The organism is Photobacterium sp. GB-56 (genome assembly GCF_003026105.1).
GTDB lineage: Bacteria > Pseudomonadota > Gammaproteobacteria > Enterobacterales > Vibrionaceae > Photobacterium.
Genome location: NZ_PYNW01000006.1, coordinates 49,815 through 71,086 on the forward strand (window position 1 = coordinate 49,815; position 21,272 = coordinate 71,086).

The 21,272-nt window shown below is 41.0% G+C and carries 22 protein-coding genes and 1 other RNA gene; 14 read left to right on the forward strand and 9 right to left on the reverse strand.

What is annotated here, in order from left to right; translation table 11 throughout:
- Positions 1 to 203: 203 nt before the first annotated feature.
- Entirely contained in the window at positions 204 to 413 is a 210-nt protein-coding gene (locus tag C9J42_RS10285; RefSeq protein WP_199187043.1) for a DUF1107 domain-containing protein, read from the forward strand.
- A gap of 48 nt (positions 414 to 461) precedes the next feature.
- On the opposite strand, the gene gcvH is transcribed toward C9J42_RS10285, so the two are convergent.
- From gcvH to C9J42_RS10305, 4 genes are all read right to left on the reverse strand, one after another.
- A complete protein-coding gene (gcvH, locus tag C9J42_RS10290) occupies positions 462 to 860 on the reverse strand; it encodes a glycine cleavage system protein GcvH (RefSeq protein WP_107301985.1) in 399 nt (132 codons plus the stop codon).
- A 185-nt stretch (positions 861 to 1,045) separates the two neighbouring features.
- Positions 1,046 to 2,260, reverse strand: a complete 1,215-nt coding sequence (locus C9J42_RS10295; RefSeq protein ID WP_199187041.1) for an FAD-dependent 2-octaprenylphenol hydroxylase — start codon at positions 2,258 to 2,260, stop codon at positions 1,046 to 1,048.
- 2 nt (positions 2,261 to 2,262) lie between these two features.
- Positions 2,263 to 3,450, reverse strand: a complete 1,188-nt coding sequence (ubiH, locus tag C9J42_RS10300) for a 2-octaprenyl-6-methoxyphenyl hydroxylase (protein ID WP_107287288.1) — start codon at positions 3,448 to 3,450, stop codon at positions 2,263 to 2,265.
- Between the two features lie 25 nt (positions 3,451 to 3,475).
- Complete coding sequence (locus C9J42_RS10305; protein WP_107206610.1) at positions 3,476 to 4,054, reverse strand: YecA family protein; 579 nt, start codon at positions 4,052 to 4,054, stop codon at positions 3,476 to 3,478.
- Positions 4,055 to 4,444: 390 nt separating this feature from the next.
- Here C9J42_RS10305 and zapA point away from each other — a divergent pair, with 390 nt between their 5' ends.
- From zapA to serA, 5 genes are all read left to right on the forward strand, one after another.
- Positions 4,445 to 4,747 (forward strand): cell division protein ZapA, encoded by a 303-nt coding sequence (gene zapA / locus C9J42_RS10310; protein WP_107206609.1) that lies wholly within the window; start codon positions 4,445 to 4,447, stop codon positions 4,745 to 4,747.
- 7 nt (positions 4,748 to 4,754) lie between these two features.
- Positions 4,755 to 4,936: non-coding RNA, 6S RNA (gene ssrS / locus C9J42_RS10315), on the forward strand.
- 72 nt (positions 4,937 to 5,008) lie between these two features.
- Positions 5,009 to 5,605, forward strand: coding sequence for a 5-formyltetrahydrofolate cyclo-ligase (locus tag C9J42_RS10320; RefSeq protein WP_107246369.1), 597 nt, complete (start codon positions 5,009 to 5,011; stop codon positions 5,603 to 5,605).
- 217 nt (positions 5,606 to 5,822) lie between these two features.
- Positions 5,823 to 6,482, forward strand: coding sequence for a ribose-5-phosphate isomerase RpiA (gene rpiA, locus C9J42_RS10325; protein WP_005371376.1), 660 nt, complete (start codon positions 5,823 to 5,825; stop codon positions 6,480 to 6,482).
- Between the two features lie 288 nt (positions 6,483 to 6,770).
- Positions 6,771 to 8,000, forward strand: coding sequence for a phosphoglycerate dehydrogenase (serA, locus tag C9J42_RS10330; protein WP_107206607.1), 1,230 nt, complete (start codon positions 6,771 to 6,773; stop codon positions 7,998 to 8,000).
- Positions 8,001 to 8,075: 75 nt separating this feature from the next.
- Here the strand turns inward: serA and C9J42_RS10335 are convergent, their stop codons facing one another.
- The 5 genes from C9J42_RS10335 to epd all read right to left on the reverse strand — a co-directional run bounded on the left by C9J42_RS10335 (position 8,076) and on the right by epd (position 13,747).
- Positions 8,076 to 8,789 carry an oxidative stress defense protein gene (locus tag C9J42_RS10335; protein WP_107206606.1) on the reverse strand — a complete coding sequence of 238 codons (714 nt, stop codon included), beginning with the start codon at positions 8,787 to 8,789 and terminating at the stop codon, positions 8,076 to 8,078.
- A gap of 217 nt (positions 8,790 to 9,006) precedes the next feature.
- Complete coding sequence (gene mscS, locus C9J42_RS10340) at positions 9,007 to 9,891, reverse strand: small-conductance mechanosensitive channel MscS (protein ID WP_107206605.1); 885 nt, start codon at positions 9,889 to 9,891, stop codon at positions 9,007 to 9,009.
- 309 nt (positions 9,892 to 10,200) lie between these two features.
- Positions 10,201 to 11,277 (reverse strand): class II fructose-bisphosphate aldolase, encoded by a 1,077-nt coding sequence (gene fbaA, locus C9J42_RS10345; RefSeq protein WP_105060950.1) that lies wholly within the window; start codon positions 11,275 to 11,277, stop codon positions 10,201 to 10,203.
- Between the two features lie 161 nt (positions 11,278 to 11,438).
- On the reverse strand, positions 11,439 to 12,602 hold the full coding sequence (locus tag C9J42_RS10350) for a phosphoglycerate kinase (RefSeq protein ID WP_107206604.1): 1,164 nt from the start codon (positions 12,600 to 12,602) through the stop codon (positions 11,439 to 11,441).
- A 98-nt stretch (positions 12,603 to 12,700) separates the two neighbouring features.
- Positions 12,701 to 13,747, reverse strand: coding sequence for an erythrose-4-phosphate dehydrogenase (gene epd, locus C9J42_RS10355; RefSeq protein ID WP_107206603.1), 1,047 nt, complete (start codon positions 13,745 to 13,747; stop codon positions 12,701 to 12,703).
- A 365-nt stretch (positions 13,748 to 14,112) separates the two neighbouring features.
- Here epd and C9J42_RS10360 point away from each other — a divergent pair, with 365 nt between their 5' ends.
- The 8 genes from C9J42_RS10360 to ruvX all read left to right on the forward strand — a co-directional run bounded on the left by C9J42_RS10360 (position 14,113) and on the right by ruvX (position 21,208).
- Positions 14,113 to 15,072 (forward strand): DUF2333 family protein, encoded by a 960-nt coding sequence (locus C9J42_RS10360; protein ID WP_107206602.1) that lies wholly within the window; start codon positions 14,113 to 14,115, stop codon positions 15,070 to 15,072.
- A 443-nt stretch (positions 15,073 to 15,515) separates the two neighbouring features.
- Entirely contained in the window at positions 15,516 to 16,670 is a 1,155-nt protein-coding gene (metK, locus tag C9J42_RS10365) for a methionine adenosyltransferase (RefSeq protein WP_107206601.1), read from the forward strand.
- 154 nt (positions 16,671 to 16,824) lie between these two features.
- Positions 16,825 to 17,310, forward strand: coding sequence for a SprT family zinc-dependent metalloprotease (locus C9J42_RS10370; RefSeq protein ID WP_107301986.1), 486 nt, complete (start codon positions 16,825 to 16,827; stop codon positions 17,308 to 17,310).
- Between the two features lie 118 nt (positions 17,311 to 17,428).
- The gene (locus tag C9J42_RS10375) at positions 17,429 to 18,202 is read left to right on the forward strand and encodes an endonuclease (protein WP_107206599.1); all 774 of its coding nucleotides are present in this window, start codon (positions 17,429 to 17,431) and stop codon (positions 18,200 to 18,202) included.
- Between the two features lie 187 nt (positions 18,203 to 18,389).
- The gene (gene rsmE / locus C9J42_RS10380; protein WP_045084455.1) at positions 18,390 to 19,121 is read left to right on the forward strand and encodes a 16S rRNA (uracil(1498)-N(3))-methyltransferase; all 732 of its coding nucleotides are present in this window, start codon (positions 18,390 to 18,392) and stop codon (positions 19,119 to 19,121) included.
- A 21-nt stretch (positions 19,122 to 19,142) separates the two neighbouring features.
- Complete coding sequence (gshB, locus tag C9J42_RS10385; RefSeq protein WP_107206598.1) at positions 19,143 to 20,093, forward strand: glutathione synthase; 951 nt, start codon at positions 19,143 to 19,145, stop codon at positions 20,091 to 20,093.
- Between the two features lie 123 nt (positions 20,094 to 20,216).
- Positions 20,217 to 20,780 carry a YqgE/AlgH family protein gene (locus C9J42_RS10390; RefSeq protein ID WP_107206597.1) on the forward strand — a complete coding sequence of 188 codons (564 nt, stop codon included), beginning with the start codon at positions 20,217 to 20,219 and terminating at the stop codon, positions 20,778 to 20,780.
- Positions 20,777 to 21,208, forward strand: a complete 432-nt coding sequence (gene ruvX / locus C9J42_RS10395) for a Holliday junction resolvase RuvX (protein ID WP_107206596.1) — start codon at positions 20,777 to 20,779, stop codon at positions 21,206 to 21,208. The genes C9J42_RS10390 and ruvX overlap by 4 nt, the downstream gene beginning before the upstream one ends.
- Positions 21,209 to 21,272: the final 64 nt, after the last annotated feature.

The following is a 21,272-nucleotide window of genomic DNA, read 5'->3' on the forward strand; positions in this document are numbered from 1 at the left end:
AAATAGAATCTATTTATTTTATTCGACAATACCAAAAACCTTAAAATCAGAACAATTGTCTGGATTTTTATTTATTTGCTAATTAATAAGTTAGATAGTTACATATAGGAAACAGCATATGCTAATTATGTCACAGAAGTGTCATGCACAAACTGCTATACTTAGCGCCGTCAATAGCCAGGAAGGTTGGAGTTAGCAGTATTATGCGGATGTTTAAACGCTACTTACCAAAATTAATCGCCAAACATATCAGTCGCTTATTTAGTGGTCGCCTCTACATTGACGGACGCGGTGGGTACCATTTTGAAAATGGTTTACTACTGGTTCCTATCAAAGCAAAGAAACGTCATTACGATACCGTGAATGAGGTGAATTTAGAAGTAAGACGCTTACGTGAAACCTATGAAGCTTAAACACTATTGCTAACGATAAAGCCCATATCAAAATGGGCTTTTTTGATCTTACAGCTCTTCATCTTCAACAATAATGGTGGCGTAGTCTTCCGCCATTAATAAATCATTCAGTTCGTTATCATCATTCACCCTAATCTGAAATAACCAACCGTCACCATAAGGATCACTATTGACGAGCTCTGGCGCCGAATCTAATTCATCGTTAATAGCAATCACAACACCAGACAAGGGGGCATAAATATCTGAGGACGCTTTTACCGATTCAGCCATCGCACACTCTTCCCCCACATCTGTGGACGATTCAATGTCAGGTAATTCAATATAAACCATATCCCCAAGCAATGATTGAGCATGGTCGGTAATACCAATAGTATAAATCCCATCACCTTCAGAACGAATCCATTCATGGCTATAGGTATATTGTAATTCAAGAGGAACGTAACTCATTTTCACATCCTTATAAAAGTAGCGGGAATCGTTAAAACACTACTGTCACCATGTCAGATCTATATAAATTAACGCACATTATTTATCTCTGATATTTACTGTAGGTGAAAAAATCCATTTTGTTAGTCACGAAAAACAAAAAAGTCACCATCAGGTGACTTTTTCAACATTCAATAACAAGCATGTTATTTTTCGTAGCGAGCAAGCTCTGGTAATTCACCACTCAAACCTAACGCTTTACGCATAAACTCGTCTTTCACACCTGGTGCTTTATCTGCTACTAACATGCCGATGTCACGGAATAGTTTTTTCGCTGGATTTGAACCTGAAAACAGATCTTTAAACCCTTGCATCGCAGTGATCATCTTCGCTGCTTCAGCCTTACGCCAACGTTCATATTGACGTAAATGCGCCTGTTTACCAATGTCTTTATCTGCTAGCCATAATGCTTTTAGCTCTTGTGCCAAAGCCGCTGCATCAAGCAAACCAAGGTTTACTCCCTGTCCAGCCAAGGGGTGAATAGTATGTGCAGCATCACCGACTAACGCGACCCGTTCACGAACGAAATCACGCGCATAACGCATACGCAGTGGAAATGCTTGACGCTCACCTTCTACGCGACATAAACCTAAGCGATTATCAAATGCAGTCGTTAGATGCTGATTAAACAACTCATCCGACATATCACATAATTGTTTAGCTTCTTCTGGCGGTACAGACCACACAATAGAGCATAAATCAGGTTCAGATAACGGTAAAAAGGCTAACGGCCCTTGTGGCCGAAAAATTTGTCGTGCCACTTTCATGTGTGGCTCTTGGCTACGAATATTGGCCACAATGGCACTATGACCATAGTCCCAATGGGTTAATGGAATATCGAGTTGCTGACGTACCCAAGAGTTTGCCCCATCAGCACCAACAACCAATTTCGCCGTCAGATGTTTACCAGAGGCTAATGTTAGCCAGGCTTCTGATTCACCAAACGCGATGTTTTCACAGCGCTCTGGCGCTAATAAGGTCACATTACTAAGCTGCTTTACACGATCTAATAAGGCAAGCTGAATAACTCGATTTTCAACAATATGCCCCAGATCAGGCTGCGCTAATCGCTGCGCATCAAAATGGATTTGAGCAAAGCTATCTTGCTCCCATACCGTCATTTCCGAATATGGGCTCATACGACGACTTGCAATCCCTTCCCATACGCCTAAGCGACGGAAAATACGTTCACTGGCACGGCTTAATGCCGATACACGTAAATCAGGTAATGACTGCAATTGAGGATCGGGTAAATGTCCTTCAATAACGGCAACTCGAAGTTCAGTTTCAGCCAATGCTGCCGCTAACGTTAACCCCACCATTCCGCCGCCAATAATCGCGACATCAACACTTTGCATCATAGCTATCGTTCTACCTGTCCCATAGCACGACGCAATAGCGGTGCTTTTAATGTGTTTGAAAAATTCATTGTAACCAAACCGATATTTCGTCCAGCTGTCAGCAATGGATTATCATTAGCAAATAAGTTTACCAATCCTGTTGTCATCATAATGGTATTTTGACGATCAGGCATACGGCGTTCACGATAACGCCCTAACACCTCAGGTAAACCTATATCGTTACCCTGTTGACGACCTGAAACGATCTCTTCTGCAAGTGTCACTACATCTCGAATACCGAGGTTAAATCCTTGTCCTGCGATAGGATGTAATGTTTGTGCCGCATTACCAATCACGGCAAAACGATGCGATACAAGCGAGTTTGATTGACGAAGTAACAATGGATAGCATGAGCGTTTACCCGTTTGGACTAACGCACCTAAACGCCACCCAAACGCGTGTTGCAACTTGGCAAGAAATTCTGCGTCAGATAAATCCATGATCACTTGTTGTTGCTCTGGTGGTACACACCATACTAAAGAGCTTCGCCCTTGAGACATTGGCAGTAAGGCAACCGGACCATGTTCTGTAAAGCGTTCAAATGCTTGATAATAATGAGGCTCAGAGGTTGTAATATTGGCAATAATAGCAGTTTGTTCAAAATCATAGTCTGAGCGACCAAGCTTCACCAACTGACAGCAATGAGAAATAGCCCCATCAGCAGCCACCAGCAATGACGCCTGTATGCGTTCACCGTTATCAAGCTCAATAGTTGCGTTATCTACGCTGCGCTCAATTTGCTTAACACTGGCAGGACAATATAGATCAACATTTTCTAGCTGCTGCAGTTTATGATGAAAAACTTCACCAGCATCTGCAAGTTCAATCACATAACCTAGCGCATCAACCGCCTGCTCTTGTGATGAAATTCGGACCATGCCTGCATGACCACGATCTGAAACATGAATATCGTTTATCGGTGTTGCAACATCACGCAAGGCTGACCACATACCAATGTTATCCAGTAAACGGGTCGTGCCATACGATAACGCGATACTTCTTGCATCATAACCCGGATGAGTATCAAACTCAGGCATCACAGCTTCAACCACTGCAACACGTAATGAGTGACGACTCAATACATCTAATGCGATAGCAAGACTCGCTCCTGCCATTGCACCACCAGCAATTACAACATCATAGTGCTTCACTATTTATCCCTTCACAAAACAACGTTTAGTGTAACGTTGGTTTTTCCTCTGTATCTTCAGCAACAGGACGCTGACCTAATTCAGAGTGACAACTCAATACACACATACGAACATGCTCAACAACTTGTTCAAATAAGGCTGCTTGTTCTTCTATATCGTCATCTTCATCAATACCTAACTGAGCGATCTCTTGAAGATCAGCTAAAGCTTCAGTGACAGCTTCAGATAATTGGTTCTTTTGGAGATCCATCAGTCCTAAACCAGAAATAAAGCTAGTAACCCATTCCGTTAATGCATCTGCTCGCATCATTAATGGCTCATCATCATCTGGCATCAGTAATGAAAACTCAAAGCCACCACTAAACAGCTCATTCGCTGTTGTCGTAAACAAAGAGCGGATCATTATTTTAGCGCCGTCGGTTAATGGCTCACCTTCGTTGGCATAATCACTAACAGGTCCAACCCAGCTTTCATCATCAATCGCTAAACCACCGCAAATCATGCCACTTAATAAACCATGTAATTCAGCAGGTGCCGCTGCAAGCCCTTGCTCTTTTAAGGCAGATTCAACAGCTTGGTATGTAGGTAGGGTTATTTCACTCATGGTTTATTACCTTTATTTTTAGATCAAACAACGAACAAAGCGCTCTATTGTTACTTTCACATTGCTATATCCACTTGATTTAAATAATTCAAATCAAGCAAACACCAATAATTACATTTTTACTGAATTTCTAAAGCAGAAATAACAATGGGTCAGTAACCGCCTGTGTTATGCTAACACTTAAGCTCTGTTCGGCAAATCATAACGCCGAGCATAACGTTCAATAGTTAACCACCCATCAATTTGGTGTGATTAATATCTGTTTAGTTAGAAGCTATTGAGCACAAAGTGAAGTATAGCCGCTTGCATGTTGTAACCGCTTTTCCTATGATTTGGCGACAAGCAAAAGCGGAATGAATACCCATTAGGCATGGAGCAAACCGAAGATTTATGAGTACTCAGGCTGTAGAAATTCAAGTATTCGGCAGAAACATCAAAGTTAATTGCCCAACTGGTCAAGAGGATGCACTTCGTGCTGCCGCTTCTGATTTTGACCAACGCTTGAAAGATATGTCAGAGCGCACTAAAGTATCCAATGTAGAGCAACTGTTACTCTTTACAGGGCTTAACATCTGCAACGAGTTACATGCAGAGCGACTAGAACATAACGGAAGCGCTGGCGTTTTATCCAATAAGATCAGTGCACTAGAAGAAAAATTAGATAAAGCATTGCAAAATTATCCAAAGCGTTGATAATGAATTAACCCTGGGGTGTGCGTCAGTGAATGAACGTCCCCGAGCCGATAAGCAAATACCCAGGATCTGCTTTTATTAGCTATTGAGCATGCTCAGCTCGACTGAGAAGCCTACGGTTAATGTTGCCGATCCACCTTGAACGTCTGGTTCAAGGGCATTATTTCGCAACGGCACCTTGGGGAACTCCTCTGTTTTACTTCCCATTTCATTAACATATTCATACAATTTAGCAAAATCCCAACTCAAGGATTGAGCCAAATGACACCACAGCTTGTAACCCCACGACAAAAAATCAGACAACAGATCCGCATACAGCGACAACAACTTCTTCCAGAACAACAAAGGCACGCTAGCCTACAATTACTTAAACAAATTAAGCAATGCCAACAATTTCTGGCGAGTCAACATATTGCGCTTTATTTGACCAATGACGGTGAAATCAGCACTCACCCCATTATCGACTGGTTATGGCAAAACGGAAAATCTGTTTATCTACCAGTGTTGCATCCTTTTAGCAAAGGACACTTGTTATTTCTTCACTACACCTCTAACACCCCTATGCGTAAAAATCGCTATCAAATTTCAGAGCCCGTTCTCGATGTGCGAGCAGTCAAACCTGTGAATGAATTAGATATTATTTGCACCCCATTGGTGGCTTTTGATAACTCCGGGCAACGCTTAGGTATGGGAGGGGGCTACTATGATCGCACTCTTAGTCAGTGGCATCAGCATAAACAAGGCCCTTACCCGCTAGGGTTAGCCCATGATTGCCAACATGTAGAACAATTACCAAGTGAACAATGGGATGTGCCGTTACCTAAAATCATTACCCCGTCAAAGATCTATTGTTGGTAACAATACAAATGCGAGCATCAAATCCCCCTATTGAAGCAATCGTTTACTTTAGTTTCAATGAAAATGGATAATCTAACTAATTGTTATAAATAACCTTATGTTTTTATTTCTTATTTTGCATTGTGATTGTTCATAATCGCACTGACGAACGATTTCCAATTCGTTATAATTAGCATCAACGCTTACTCGGCGTATTAGTCATAACGAGGAGAATGGCATGACACAAGATGAAATGAAAAAAGCAGCAGGTTGGGCAGCACTTGAATACGTACAGAAAGGAACAATTGTAGGTGTAGGTACTGGCTCTACGGTTAATCACTTCATCGATGCCTTAGCAACTCGCAAAGAAGAAATTAAAGGTGCTGTTTCAAGTTCAGTCGCTTCAACTGAACGTCTTGAACAACTAGGCATTACTGTATTTGATGCAAATGAAGTGGCTTCACTTGATATTTATGTCGATGGTGCTGATGAAATTAACGCAGACTACGACATGATTAAAGGCGGCGGTGCAGCGCTTACTCGTGAAAAAATCGTGGCTGCAATTGCGAAAAAATTTATCTGTATCGTTGATGATACCAAGCAAGTTGACGTATTGGGTCAATTCCCGCTTCCAGTTGAAGTGATCCCTATGGGGCGCTCTTTCATTGGCCGTGAGTTAGTAAAACTTGGTGGCGATCCAGCTTACCGTGAAGGCGTTGTGACCGATAACGGTAATATGATCCTTGATGTCTACAACATGAAGATCACCGATCCTAAAGCAATGGAAGATAAGATCAACGCCCTACCCGGTGTTGTAACTGTTGGTCTATTTGCTCACCGTGGCGCTGATGTATTATTGGTTGGCTCACCTGACGGTGTAAAAAAATTCGAGAAATAACATACAATGATCGCGTTTTATTCGAAATGATCAAACGCTATTGATCCCATTATAAATGTTATTTCCTTTCAAAACGGCATAGCTTATTGATTCTAATTCTAGCTTATGCCGTTTTTTATTATCTTTTTTGTAATATTCTTACCCATAGTGGCTATTTTTTGATACTTTATTAATAAGCTATTAGCAAACGTTTAACCATTTCGCTACTGTGGCTGCAAAGAAGACATTTCACCACCTGACATTTCTTTGTTTTACATTCAGTTAGCTGCGTTTTTAAGGATGAGAACCATGGCCAAAGTTTCACTCAATAAAGATAAAATTAAAATTCTATTATTAGAAGGACTACACCCTTCATCTCTAGAAGTGCTAAAACAAGCAGGTTACACCAACATTGAGTACCACAAAGGATCACTTGCTGGTGAAGAGCTACTAGAAGCGGTAAAAGATGCCCACTTCATTGGTATTCGCTCTCGAACACAATTAACACCTGAAGTTTTTGCTGCAGCGAAAAAACTTACCGCTGTTGGTTGTTTCTGTATTGGTACTAACCAAGTTGATTTAGATGAAGCTATGCGTCGCGGTATCCCCGTTTTCAACGCACCATTTTCAAATACCCGTAGTGTTGCTGAGCTTGTTTTAGGTGAACTTCTTCTTCTTTTACGTGGCATTCCAGAAAAGAACGCTAAAGCGCATCGTGGCGAATGGATAAAATCTGCAGACAACTCATTTGAAGCGCGTGGTAAAACCCTAGGTATTATCGGCTACGGTCATATTGGTACTCAACTTGGTATCTTGGCTGAAAACCTCGGAATGCGCGTTTGTTTTTACGATATTGAAAGTAAATTAACCTTAGGTAATGCAACACAAGTCGCATCGTTAAGTGAGCTTTTAAATAAATCCGATGTGATTTCACTGCACGTACCAGAAACACCAGAGACACAAAACATTATGGGTGCTGAAGAATTTGCACGCATGAAGCCTGGCTCTATCTTTATTAACGCAGCACGTGGTACCGTCGTGGATATTGATGCGCTTTGTAGTGCGTTAGAAAGCAAACATATTGCAGGCGCAGCTATCGATGTATTCCCTGTTGAACCGAAAACCAATAACGACCCATTTGAATCCCCTCTACTGCAATTTGATAACGTTATTTTGACGCCTCACATCGGAGGCTCAACCCAAGAAGCACAAGAAAACATTGGTATTGAAGTGGCAGGTAAACTAGTGAAATACTCAGATAATGGTTCAACGTTATCTGCTGTTGGCTTCCCTGAGGTATCACTCCCTGAGCACCGTGGTTGTTCTCGTCTACTCCATATTCACGAAAACCGCCCAGGTATTTTAAACCAAATCACAACAATTTTTGCTTCAGAAGGTATCAATATCGCTGCTCAGTTCTTACAAACAGGCGCTGAAATTGGTTATGTCGTCATTGATGTTGAAACTGAACGTTCAAAAGAAGCATTAGCAAAACTGAAAACAATCGAAGGTACTATTCGTGCGCGTATTCTTCACTAATTACAGCGTGAATAAATAGTAAAAAGGAGAGCATCAGCTCTCCTTTTTTATTCCATCAACTAACAGCAATTACGATTATTTGGCTAACTTGAAAATCACGTTCACACTATCAGAGATAACAATGTTATTCTCACTGTAGCTTTGGTTAACCGCTGCGGAGTCTTGCATCGCACTACCGACATAATTAGCCATTCGATACGGCATTGGACGAGAAGCCGTGTTGTAATCAATCTGCCATACACCTTCAACTTTATCACCAAAGCCTTTCGCTAAAGATGCAGCCACTTCTTTGGCATTGGTAATCGCAGCTTGGCGTGCTTCTTCTTGGTATTTCTTCTGATCTTTTACTTTCAACGTAATGTTGTTGATCTGATTAATACCATCACCTAATGCACCATCAAGGTAAGTATTAAGATTCTCTAATTTGTATACCGTTACAACCACATTACGGGTTGCTTTAAAGCCTGTGAACTCTGGTGCCTGATCTTTCGGATAACGGTACTGTGCAGAAAGAGAAATATTGGCACTATTAATATTTTTACGTTCAACACCCGCTTTGGTTAAACGCTCAATAAACTTAGTCACAGCCTGATCTGCAGCTTGCTTTGCACCTGAAGCTGTTGGTTGTGTCGCAACCACATCCACAGAGAATACTGCCATATCAGGCTTCACCACGACTTCACCGCGCCCTGTTGTTTCTAAATGAGGAAATGATAGATCAGCGGCAACAGCGCCTGTAGAGATAAGTGCACTGGTACTTAATAATATAGCTAATAGGTGTTTTTTCATTATCAATCCTCGCTAACAAAGAGTTATTTTTATTTATCGTAGTCATAAGATAAATAATCTATCAACTTTGACCCCAAAAAAATGAAATCTATCCCTTATTAGATTATTTATTTTGAACATCGTTCCTTTATGATTAATTAATGACTATTTCTATTTTCTGTAGATAAAAAAATGGAGCCAATTAGGCTCCATTTCTATTCGTTATGCTTTAAATAAATTAAGCATCAACTTTATTTAGGTGAACATCCATTTGTGGGAATGGGATTTCGATACCTTCTTTATCAAGCTCTTCTTTAATTGCTTGGTTAAGATCGAAGTATACCGCCCAGTAATCAGGCGTATTAACCCATGGACGTACCACAAAGTTCACTGAAGAGTCAGCAAGTGCAACAACACCAATTGTTGGCTCTGGATCTTTAAGAACACGCTCATCAGCAGTTACAACACGCTTAAGTACTTCCTTGGTTTTTTGAAGATCAGCGCTGTAAGAAACACCAATGACAAGATCAATACGACGTGTCGCATTACGAGAATAGTTTGTAATTGGGTTACCAATGATAGATGAGTTTGGTACGACTACTGTTTTGTTGTCAGGCGTACGTAGCTCAGTAGAGAAAATCTGGATAGATTCTACAGCACCAGACACGCCGGCTACTTCTACGAAGTCGCCAGATTTGAATGGACGGAAAGCAACAATCAGAACACCTGCAGCAAAGTTCGATAGAGAGCCTTGAAGAGCAAGACCAACCGCAAGACCCGCGGCACCGATCACTGCTACCACTGAAGCAGTTTGAACGCCAATACGGCTTAGTGCAGCAATTAATACGATAACAAATAGTAGATAACGAACTAAGCCGTGAATAAATTCAACAACCGCGTTATCCATATCTTTTTTACGTAATACTTTAGCAACTGCGCCAGCAACGGCTTTTACGATCATATTACCGACAAACAGGATTAGCAGTGCTGATACAAGATTTACTGCGTATTGGATCAAAAGATCCTGGTTATTACTCAGCCAGTTTCCAGCGTGTAACACACCATTAGTTAATGTGTTATCAGAAATTTTTTCGACAACCTTGTCTGTAACGCTCTCAGTCATTTGAAGTGCTCTCTCTTATGTTTACTTAAAATAAATCTATAGCGTAAGTCGTAGATAGCGTGATTATTCTAGGAGTTACGCCATTAGAACTGTCTTTCCGTTTGTCTATCTCATCGCGAAAAAACACACTACGGAATATTGATACCAATTATTCCTGTTTTTATTAGTAAATAGCTACTAAAAAAAATGATGTTTACATAAATTAACTTAAATATCACTAAACAACAATTTAAGTACAATCCATTATGAAATACAAAAAAAAAGCCCGCCAAAAGCGGGCTTTTCACTTTTTATATAGCTGAAGTTCGATTAAAGAACATCAACTGCGTTTAGATCAGCGAAAGCTTTTTCTAGACGCTCAACCATTGATACTTGACCTGCACGTAGCCATACGCGTGGATCGTAGTATTTCTTGTTAGGCGCTGATTCACCAGTTGGGTTACCGATTTGACCTTGTAGGTAATCGTGGTTTTCAGCTTCGTAGCGACGAATGCCATCCCAACAAGCCCACTGTGTATCTGTATCGATGTTCATTTTGATAACACCGTAACCGATAGACTCTTGGATTTCAGCTTCAGAAGAACCTGAACCACCGTGGAATACGAAATCTAGAGAGTTAGTTGGAAGACCAAACTTCTCTGAAACGTATGCTTGAGAATCACGTAGGATAGTTGGAGTTAATACAACGTTACCTGCTTGGTAAACACCGTGTACGTTACCGAAAGAAGCAGCGATAGTGAAACGTGGGCTAACAGCGCTTAGTTTCTCGTATGCGTATGCAACGTCTTCTGGAGAAGTGTAAAGCTCAGATGCGTCCATGTGAGAGTTATCAACGCCGTCTTCTTCACCACCAGTACAACCTAGTTCGATTTCTAGTGTCATGTCCATCTTAGCCATACGCGCAAGGTACTTAGCTGAGATTTCGATGTTCTCTTCTAGCGACTCTTCAGAAAGGTCGATCATATGAGAAGAGAATAGAGGCTTACCAGTTTGAGCGAAGAACTCTTCACCCGCGTCTAGTAGACCGTCGATCCAAGGAAGCAGTTTCTTAGCAGCGTGGTCAGTGTGAAGAATTACAGGAACACCGTAAGACTCAGCAACAGCGTGAACATATTTAGCACCAGCGATAGCGCCAAGGATTTGTGGACCTTGACCTTCTAGTTTAAGACCTTTACCGCCAAAGAATGCAGCACCGCCGTTAGAGAACTGAACGATAACTGGAGACTTAACTTTAGCTGCCGCTTCTAGTACAGCGTTAACAGAATCTGTACCGATACAGTTAACAGCTGGAAGTGCGAAGTTGTTTTCTTTAGCTACTGCGAATACTTTCTGAACGTCGTCGCCAGAAATAACACCAGGTTTTACAAAATCAAAGATCTTAGACATAACAATAGTCCTATTATTTACTTTGTTGTCTGTGGAAAAATTCTTGTGCAAACGTTTGCGATTGCTTGCTATTCTACTGAAAGTTGATAGCTATCACAAACATTTAAACGTGGAAGCAACACTCATATTTAGCGTAAATTCGGCTCCCACGCCCAAAATAATTATGCTTTAGCGCGAGACTCTAGCATTTCAACTGCTGGTAATTTCTTACCTTCAACGAACTCAAGGAACGCACCGCCACCTGTTGAGATGTAAGATACTTTATCTTTGATGCCGTACTTATCGATAGCCGCTAGTGTGTCACCACCACCCGCTACAGAGAAACCTGCAGATTCTGCGATTGCATTCGCAACAACTTCAGTACCTTTACCAAATTGCTCGATTTCGAATACGCCTACAGGGCCGTTCCAAAGAATCGTTTTCGCATTCATGATGATGTCAGCAAGCGCTTGTGCTGAATCAGGACCTAGGTCAAGAACCATGTCGTCAGCTGCGATGTCTGATGCTGATTTAACTGTTGCTTCAGCGGTGTCAGAGAACTCTTTAGCACATACAACATCCGTTGCTACTGGGATGTCAGTGCTTGCCATTAGCGCTTTAGCCGTTGGGATTAGGTCTGCTTCGTATAGAGACTTACCTACATCGTTGCCTTCAGCCGCGATGAATGTGTTAGCAATACCACCACCAACAACAATTTGGTCAGCAATTTTAGATAGTGACTCAAGTACAGTTAGCTTAGTTGATACTTTTGAACCACCAACAATAGCAACCATTGGACGCGCTGGGTTGTCCATTGCTTTGCCTAATGCTTCTAGCTCGCCTGCTAGTAAAGGGCCAGCACATGCAACTGGTGCAAACATACCCACACCATAAGTTGATGCTTGTGCACGGTGAGCGGTACCAAATGCATCCATCACGAATACGTCACAAAGTGCAGCGTATTGCTTAGATAGTTCGTCTTCGTTTTTCTTCTCGCCCTTGTTGAAACGTACGTTCTCAAGAACAACAAGCTCGCCTGCATTTAGCTCAAGACCATTTAGGTAATCTTTTGCTAATTTAACGTCACAATCTAGTGCGTCGTTTAAGTAGTTAACTACAGGCTGTAGAGAGAATTCTTCTGCGTATTCGCCTTCCGTTGGACGACCTAGGTGAGAAGTAACCATTACTTTAGCGCCTGCTTCTAGGCAACGCTTAATTGTAGGTAGAGATGCAATGATACGTGCATCTGAAGTTACTTTACCGTCTTTTACTGGCACATTTAGGTCAGCACGAATAAATACACGCTTACCAGCTAGATCCAGATCAGTCATCTTGATTACAGACATGTTTTGTCCTCTCAAACATTATTAAAAATAAAAGTTCATAAAATTGACAGCCTGTCGTCATTAATGTTCCAACGCCAAGCCCAGTAATTCTTACTATTTTACTTTTCAGCATCCGTATTTTCGGTTGCATGCATTGCTAACGCTGTATCCAACATACGATTAGCAAAGCCCCATTCATTGTCACACCACACCAACAATTTAATTAAATGCTGGTTGCTTACTCTAGTTTGGCTGCCATCAACGATTGCACTATGGGGATCGTGATTAAAGTCAATCGACACTAAAGGCGCTTCTGTGTAATCCACAATACCACTTAATGTACAACGAGACGTATTTTTTAATGATTGATTTACGTCATTAACTTTCACATTTGTTTTAACTGTGACACTCAAATCCATAGCAGTGACATTTATTGTGGGCACTCTCACAGAAATCGCTTCAAATTTGTCGGAAAACTTCGGAAATATACGACCAATTCCAAGGTGTAGCTTAGTATCAACAGGAATAATTGACTGACTTGCTGCGCGCGTTCGGCGTAAATCAGGATGATAAGCATCAATGACTTGTTGATCATTCATAGCGGAATGAATGGTCGTAATAGTGCCTGATTCAATACCAAACTGATCATCTAAGATTTTAATAATGGGGACAATACAGTTGGTCGTACATGAACCATTGGAAACAATGCGGTGCTGAGATGTTAATTGTTGATGATTAACACCATAGATAACGGTGCAATCAATATCTTTGCTAGCAGGATGGGAAAATAATACTTTTTTAGCGCCTGATGCGATATGCGCTAAACCGTCATCTCGAGAACCAAACTTACCGGTACAATCTAAAACAATATCGACATCAAGATCATGCCAAGGCAATAATTTTAGATCAGGTTGGTGGAGGATACGAATTTGATCTTGGCGACCATTTTCATGGGCAATAAGAAGATGCTCCTGATCATGACTGACAGGATTTTTGAAACGCCCATGGCTAGAATCGTATTGAAGTAGATGAGCCATTGCTTCCAGCTCTGCTAATTCGTTAACAGCCACGACGTTAATCTGATGATGTTTGTCGCTTTCATACAATGCGCGAAGCACACTGCGACCAATGCGACCGAATCCATTTATTGCGACTTTTAGTGTCATATCCGTGCTACAAAAATACTAAGCTGCGTTAGTGTATACCAAGCTAGATACAGAATCACCATAATTGTGACATCTCTCACCAAGCAGACTTAATCTCTAATAGAACCAAATAGATAGTCTCACCACTCATCAATATTTTCGCGTATATCCTCTACTTTAACCTTAAAATATCACTGATTTATAGGCTTAAAACAGCGAAAAATCACGTATTAAAAAGTCACTATTTGTTCATTCAGCGTCTTTTTCTACGCATTAATAAACGGCGTTTAAGATTAGGATTGGCATTAACAAACCTTCACTTTTTTACATATAGCTAATAGATAAATGAAAAAAAGTTCATATTAAGCAATTCCAAAGAGGTGGTTATGTCGAAAGTAAAAGTCATTATTGGCGCAGTATTTTTCACCGTCGTACTTTACTTTTTGTCTGTTTATTGGTCATTTGAACCAGATACATTTAATCCAGACAGTTATGCGGCAGAGCAAGCCAAGCTCAATCAACAAACTTTAACGACTGGGTATGAGACCACCACAACGCTGATTCATATTTCAGAATTACTGATTAATAAGCAAGGTGGATTCCTTACTAACGATAAATTACCACCCAGCTTATTAATGGATAACATGCCAGCATGGGAAACGGGGGTATTAACGCAAGTACGAGATATGGCACTGGTACTAAAAGATAATCTTAGCCGTCCTCAAAATGAAAGCCATGTCGATTCAGATTTAAAAGAAGCCCAACCCGCGCTCAATATCAATAGCCATAGCTGGAACTTTCCAAGTGCCGAGTCTGAATATCAAAATGCAATTGACGCCCTTACTCGATATCGTGACCGCCTTTCGGCATCTCGCCATCCAGCACAATTTTATTCACGGGATGATAATTTAGTGGCTTGGCTTGAAGTAGTACAAAAACGCTTAGGCACTATTTCACAAGACCTTGGCTCATCTGTGGGTGAGCCACAGTTAATAATGGATAGCAAAACAGAAGGTAAGGAAGTTTCACTCAATGCGCCGAAAACAAGCTGGTTCAAAATTGATAATGTTTTTTACGAATCACGAGGCTCTACTTGGGCCATATTGCTGCTAATGAAAGCAATGAAACATGATTTTGAACCACTGCTAGAAGAAGAAAAAGCAACGGTCATGATTAATCAGATAATTCGTGAGCTTGAAGCAACCCAAGAAACGATTTGGAGTCCAATGATTTTAAATGGTATGGGATTTGGTTTATTGCCTAACCACTCTTTGATCATGGCAAATTACGTGTCTCGCGCTCAAGCAGGTACCGTTGATCTCATCAATCTGCTAGAAAAAAGATAATAAATTCTTGTCATATTATAGATACCGCAATCTATAACTAAATCCACCAGCATACGAAGCGGACTTTATAGCCTATAAAATATTGCTTGTACTCAGGTATATAAAGTCTGTTTATCGTTATTTTTAATAAAAGAAACTTTATATAGTCAATTTGTGATTACATTTTTGAGTTAAAAAAGGCCACAGTGTAAACATTTAAGATAAATATAATTATTTATCAGCATGTTAGATGAAAACTATGTCTATCAACCACCACAATAGAGCTATTCAATTTTTTTATACAATAAGAAACCCTAGTTTTCATATTGTTGATTTTATCTGTTCTCGATGTATTATAGACGTCTAGACGGAAGTAGCTCTATACATACAAACGTACATATAGCTATATAACAGCGTTATAAACGCTACCGTGCGACTAAATTCAAAAGAAAGTGAGACTACCGATGGCAAAACATTTATTCACTTCTGAGTCGGTATCAGAAGGTCATCCAGATAAAATTGCAGATCAAATTTCAGATGCTGTATTGGATGCAATTATTGAACAAGATCCTAAAGCGCGTGTAGCTTGTGAAACTTACGTAAAAACCGGCATGGTAATGGTTGGTGGTGAGATCACCACATCTGCTTGGGTTGATATTGAAGAGCTAACACGTGAAACCGTACGTGAAATCGGTTATGTCCATTCAGATATGGGCTTTGATGCAAACTCTTGTGCAGTAATGAACACCATCGGTAAACAGTCTCCTGATATCAACCAAGGTGTTGATAAAACCGATCCAAAAGAACAAGGTGCTGGTGACCAAGGTATCATGTTTGGTTACGCAACCAATGAAACTGAAGTCTTCATGCCTGCGCCAATCACTTACTCTCACCGCTTAGTTCAGCGTCAAGCTGAAGTACGTAAGAACGGCACGCTTCCTTGGTTACGTCCTGATGCAAAATCTCAGGTAACGTTCGCTTACGATCAAGGTAAAATTGTTGGTATTGATGCGGTTGTTCTATCAACTCAGCACAGTGATTCAATTTCAACGTCTGATCTACGTGAAGCAGTAATGGAAGAAATCATCAAACCAGTACTGCCTGCGGAATGGTTAAATAAAGAGACAAAATTCTTTATCAACCCAACCGGTCGTTTCGTTATCGGTGGCCCAATGGGTGACTGTGGTTTGACTGGTCGTAAGATCATCGTCGATACCTACGGCGGTGCTGCACGTCACGGTGGTGGTGCTTTCTCTGGTAAAGATCCATCAAAAGTTGACCGCTCTGCAGCATATGCAGCACGTTATGTAGCAAAAAATATCGTCGCAGCTGGCATGGCAGATCGTTGTGAAATCCAACTTTCTTACGCTATTGGTATAGCCGATCCTACATCTATCATGGTGGAAACATTTGGTACTGAAAAAGTAGCACATGAGATCATCATTGAAGCTGTACGCCAGCACTTCGACCTACGCCCATATGGCCTACAAGAAATGCTAGATCTTCTACAACCAATCTATAAGAAGACTGCAGCTTACGGTCACTTTGGTCGTGAAGAGTTCCCTTGGGAAAAAACAGATAAAGTGGCTGCACTTCGCGATTTCGCAAACATTAAGTAATACACTTAATCGTGCACAAAAAAGGACGCTTAGGCGTCCTTTTTTATTACTTGCCGTTTATCTATGTGCAATAAAAACACCTTGCTTCCCTACTCTCGCCAGCGCGTTATCTTCGGTGTATAGTGCCGATCTCAATAACCAAGAACGAGTAACAATGAATTCACTGCAACAACAAGTTATCAAACGTGTCGAACACGCCATCAAAACCGCCAATCAACGCCTTAATAAACGTTTAAAAATGCCGACGGTGACTTTTACCCAACGAGGGAAAATTGCGGGAAGTGCACGCTTACAAAGCTGGGAAGTCCGTTTTAACCCAGTTTTACTCAATGAAAACGCAGACGCTTTTCTAGACGAAGTTGTTCCACACGAAGTGGCACATTTAATTGTGTTTAAACTGTTTGGCCGGGTAAAACCGCATGGTAGAGAGTGGCAATTGATCATGCGAGAAGTGTTTCAAGTAGCACCAAGAACAACACATCGCTTTGATGTCAGCTCAGTCTCAGGTGACACTTATCTCTATAAATGTAGCTGTAGCGAATATCCGTTAACTATTCGCCGGCACAACCGTATCTTACGTGGACAAGCCAACTACCATTGTCGCCGATGCCGTGAAGTTTTGGTGTATTCGCCTCAGTAGCGTACGATTCTGTATGAAAATAATCAAAAAGCACAGTTACAAATAATTGCGACACGCTTCTCAAAGAGAAAAATATCAGTAAGCTAGTGATACGATAAATAATTAATGAACTACATTCATGACACGTATCTCAAGCTGTTTTGCTATTGCCCTACTATTACCTGTTACCGCATTTGCGACCTCTTATAAGCCAAGCGAACTTGGCAACACGACTAATCCCTCTTTCAGCAAAGCAAAAAAAATCATGCAAACGGAAATTTATATTTCTCCTCAAGACATGAAAACCATTTACTGTGGTGCTGATTTCAACAATAAAAAATACGTGACATTACCCTCCGGTTTTTCTACTGAAGTGTATAAAAAACGCGTTAAACGCTGGGAAGCGGAGCATGTCGTTCCAGCCGAGAACTTTGGTCGTGCTTTTAGTGAATGGCGTGAAGGTGCTGCCGTTTGTGTTGATAGTAAAGGAAAAGCCTTTAAAGGCCGTAAATGTGCAGAAAAAGCCAATAACGAATACCGCTTAATGCAATCCGACCTTTATAATTTATACCCTGCCATTGGCGCCGTTAATGCTGCAAGGCAAAACTATAATTATGTAATGCTGCCTAAAACCAACAGCAAGAATTATCGTTCATTTGGTAGTTGCGACATGATCATTGATAAAAAGGATCATGATGCTCAACCGCCCGAGCGTGCTCGCGGGGTGATTGCTCGTACCTATATGTATTTTGAAGCCGTATATCCAAAATATAAAATGAGTCGTCAACAACGCCAATTAATGAATAGTTGGGATAAACAGTACCCTGTATCTAAGTGGGAATGTGAACGTGCAGCTAAGATTGAAAAGATCCAAGGCAATGTTAATCCAATCCTCGCGAGTCGATGCGCCTAAAACGTTTCAGCACCGTAACTTGTTATGTATGAGAGAGCATACATAACATTTTTATGGCTCTCTCTAACCATAACAAACATGTTGCGATAGAAATAACATGTTTTATTTAAGCCTGAATAATTGGCGAATTGCTCATCCATGTTAAGATTCGTCATTACTCTTTTTTTATTGCATAGATGACCGCATTATGAGAATTCCACGTATTTATCATCCAGAATCTTTACCTTCTCACGGCAAGGTAATGCTCAGTGACGATGCTGCTAACCATGTTGGTCGCGTTATGCGTATGCAAGTAGGCCAAGAGCTATTAATGTTTGACGGCAGTAATGCAGAGTTTCCCGCCGTTATCACCAACGCAAGTAAAAAAAGCGTTGAAGTAGAAATCCAATCTCGGGTTGAACACAGTATTGAATCCCCACTAGATATCCATTTAGGTCAGGTGATTTCACGTGGTGATAAAATGGAATTCACCATTCAAAAATCTGTCGAGTTAGGGGTGAATACCATTACACCGCTAATTTCAGAACGATGTGGCGTTAAATTAAATGCTGAACGTTTTGAAAAAAAACTCGAACAGTGGCAAAAAATCGCCATTGCAGCTTGTGAGCAATGTGGTCGTAATGTTGTCCCTACTATTCGCCCAGTGATGAAACTGGAACAATGGTGTGCTGAAGAATATGATGGTCTAAAGCTCAACTTACACCCTCGCGCTAATTATTCGATAAACACGCTTCCAACACCAGTCACTAATGTTCGTTTATTGATTGGCCCTGAAGGCGGTTTATCTGCTGATGAAATCAGCATGACAGAACAATATAAATTTGATGAAATTTTGCTGGGGCCTCGCGTACTTCGTACCGAAACCACCGCAATGACAGCCATCACCGCACTGCAAGTACGCTTCGGTGATTTAGGCTAAATTAGAGATTAGGAGAACACAATGATCAAACTGGGTATCGTGATGGACCCTATCGAGTCTATCAATATCAAGAAAGATTCTAGCTTTGCTATGATGTTAGAAGCTCAGCGTCGCGGCTGGGAAATTCATTACATGGAAATGAATGATCTATCTTTAGAGCAAGGTAAAGCGATTGCCCGTACGCGTGTCGTCACAGTACAACAAGATCCTGATCACTGGTTTGATTTTCACAGCGAGCAAGAAATTGAATTATCAGATCTTGATGCTGTACTAATGCGAAAAGATCCTCCTTTCGATACTGAATATATTTACGCGACTTACATCCTTGAGCGTGCCGAAGATAATGGCGCTCTGATTGTAAACAAGCCACAAAGCCTACGTGACTGTAATGAAAAGCTGTTTACGGCATGGTTCCCTGAGCTAACACCAACCACTATTGTTACTCGTCGCGCCGAGAAACTAAAAGCCTTCCACCAAGAGCACGGAGATGTGATCTTAAAGCCACTTGATGGTATGGGTGGTTCGTCAATTTTCCGTGTAATGAAAGGCGATCCTAACGTATCGGTTATCATTGAAACGCTAACTAATATGGGCCAAAACTACTGCATGGCACAAACCTTTGTTCCTGATATTAGTAATGGTGATAAGCGTATCTTAGTGGTTGATGGCGAGCCTATGCCTTACTGCCTAGCACGTATTCCTGCTAAAGGGGAAACTCGCGGTAACTTAGCTGCTGGCGGACGTGGTGAAGCGCGTCCAATCAGTGAAACTGATCGTAAGATCGCAGAAACCGTTGCGCCAGCTCTAAAAGAAAAAGGCCTCATTTTTGTTGGACTTGATGTGATTGGTGACAAGCTAACGGAAATTAATGTGACTAGCCCAACCTGTATCCGCGAGATTGAAGCGGCTTTTGATATCTCAATTACAGGTAAATTAATGGATGCTATCGAACGTCGAGTAAACGCGAAGTAATATCGCTTTACTGACAATCATCAACCATACTCAAATTAAGAATGCAGCGGCAATGTCGCTGCTTTTTTACCTATCAGTAACGAGTGAACGCTCGCTGATTTGTATCAAACTCTGGTGTTGTAGATGAATTTGACCAACCACTTTTTAGTGGCGATGCCCACTATGCAAGATCCTCAATTTAAGCAAAGTGTTATTTATCTTTGTGAGCATAATAATGAAGGCGCAATGGGGATCATTATTAACCAACCTATCGATATTTCTATTGCTGATATGTTGGAGCAAATAGAAGTTGAGAGAAAGCTACCTGTTGCCGATCCTATTAGCTTAGAATCACTGGTACTTAATGGTGGACCCGTTTCTGAAGATCGTGGTTTTGTACTTCACACCACGAAAGGTGAATATAGCTCAAGTTTACCTGTGAATAACGAATTAGCCGTGACCACCTCACTGGATATTTTATCTGAGCTAGGTACTGCACAAGCGCCAAACCAATTTCTGGTCGCGCTAGGTTATGCCGGATGGGATGCGGGGCAATTAGAGCAAGAACTGGTTGATAACAATTGGCTCACCATTGAAGCAGATGACACCATTATTTTTTCCACTCCTATCGACGAACGTTGGCATAAAGCAATTGAAAAACTTGGCTTTACACCAGCAAACCTTTCTTTAGATATAGGTCACGCATGAGTCAATCTCGCAGTGTATTAGGTTTTGATTACGGCACCAAAAGTATTGGTGTTGCTATTGGTCAAGAGCTGACAGGAACCGCTACTCCCCTTGCCGCTTTAAAAGCCAAAGATGGCATCCCCAATTGGGATGATATTGAAAAGATTTTAAAAGAATGGCTACCTGATTTAGTCGTTGTAGGATTACCTTTAGACCTTGAAGGTAAAGAGCTTGAAAGCATTACACCACGGGCGAAAAAATTTGCTAATCGCTTACATGGTCGTTTTGGTTGCCAAGTTGAACTACACGATGAACGTTTAAGTACTGTTGAAGCAAAAGCAGAACTGTTTGAGCGTGGTGGTTATCGCTCATTAAGTAAAGGTAATATCGACTCACAATCTGCTGTCGTTATTTTAGAAAGCTGGTTTGAACGTCAATACAGCGCTTAATATTACAAGTTTCTAAAACAAAAAAGACAAGTGCTGTTGAGGTACTTGTCTTTTTTATTATCTA

What these genes read in the sequence shown, in the direction of transcription:
- C9J42_RS10285 (WP_199187043.1), top strand. Translation starts at nt 204, where the DNA reads ATGCGGATGTTTAAACGCTACTTACCAAAATTAATCGCCAAACATATC.
- gcvH (WP_107301985.1), bottom strand. Translation starts at nt 860, where the DNA reads ATGAGTTACGTTCCTCTTGAATTACAATATACCTATAGCCATGAATGG.
- C9J42_RS10295 (WP_199187041.1), bottom strand. Translation starts at nt 2,260, where the DNA reads ATGATGCAAAGTGTTGATGTCGCGATTATTGGCGGCGGAATGGTGGGG.
- C9J42_RS10305 (WP_107206610.1), bottom strand. Translation starts at nt 4,054, where the DNA reads ATGAGTGAAATAACCCTACCTACATACCAAGCTGTTGAATCTGCCTTA.
- zapA (WP_107206609.1), top strand. Translation starts at nt 4,445, where the DNA reads ATGAGTACTCAGGCTGTAGAAATTCAAGTATTCGGCAGAAACATCAAA.
- C9J42_RS10320 (WP_107246369.1), top strand. Translation starts at nt 5,009, where the DNA reads ATGACACCACAGCTTGTAACCCCACGACAAAAAATCAGACAACAGATC.
- rpiA (WP_005371376.1), top strand. Translation starts at nt 5,823, where the DNA reads ATGACACAAGATGAAATGAAAAAAGCAGCAGGTTGGGCAGCACTTGAA.
- serA (WP_107206607.1), top strand. Translation starts at nt 6,771, where the DNA reads ATGGCCAAAGTTTCACTCAATAAAGATAAAATTAAAATTCTATTATTA.
- C9J42_RS10335 (WP_107206606.1), bottom strand. Translation starts at nt 8,789, where the DNA reads ATGAAAAAACACCTATTAGCTATATTATTAAGTACCAGTGCACTTATC.
- mscS (WP_107206605.1), bottom strand. Translation starts at nt 9,891, where the DNA reads ATGACTGAGAGCGTTACAGACAAGGTTGTCGAAAAAATTTCTGATAAC.
- fbaA (WP_105060950.1), bottom strand. Translation starts at nt 11,277, where the DNA reads ATGTCTAAGATCTTTGATTTTGTAAAACCTGGTGTTATTTCTGGCGAC.
- C9J42_RS10350 (WP_107206604.1), bottom strand. Translation starts at nt 12,602, where the DNA reads ATGTCTGTAATCAAGATGACTGATCTGGATCTAGCTGGTAAGCGTGTA.
- epd (WP_107206603.1), bottom strand. Translation starts at nt 13,747, where the DNA reads ATGACACTAAAAGTCGCAATAAATGGATTCGGTCGCATTGGTCGCAGT.
- C9J42_RS10360 (WP_107206602.1), top strand. Translation starts at nt 14,113, where the DNA reads ATGTCGAAAGTAAAAGTCATTATTGGCGCAGTATTTTTCACCGTCGTA.
- metK (WP_107206601.1), top strand. Translation starts at nt 15,516, where the DNA reads ATGGCAAAACATTTATTCACTTCTGAGTCGGTATCAGAAGGTCATCCA.
- C9J42_RS10370 (WP_107301986.1), top strand. Translation starts at nt 16,825, where the DNA reads ATGAATTCACTGCAACAACAAGTTATCAAACGTGTCGAACACGCCATC.
- C9J42_RS10375 (WP_107206599.1), top strand. Translation starts at nt 17,429, where the DNA reads ATGACACGTATCTCAAGCTGTTTTGCTATTGCCCTACTATTACCTGTT.
- rsmE (WP_045084455.1), top strand. Translation starts at nt 18,390, where the DNA reads ATGAGAATTCCACGTATTTATCATCCAGAATCTTTACCTTCTCACGGC.
- gshB (WP_107206598.1), top strand. Translation starts at nt 19,143, where the DNA reads ATGATCAAACTGGGTATCGTGATGGACCCTATCGAGTCTATCAATATC.
- C9J42_RS10390 (WP_107206597.1), top strand. Translation starts at nt 20,217, where the DNA reads ATGAATTTGACCAACCACTTTTTAGTGGCGATGCCCACTATGCAAGAT.
- ruvX (WP_107206596.1), top strand. Translation starts at nt 20,777, where the DNA reads ATGAGTCAATCTCGCAGTGTATTAGGTTTTGATTACGGCACCAAAAGT.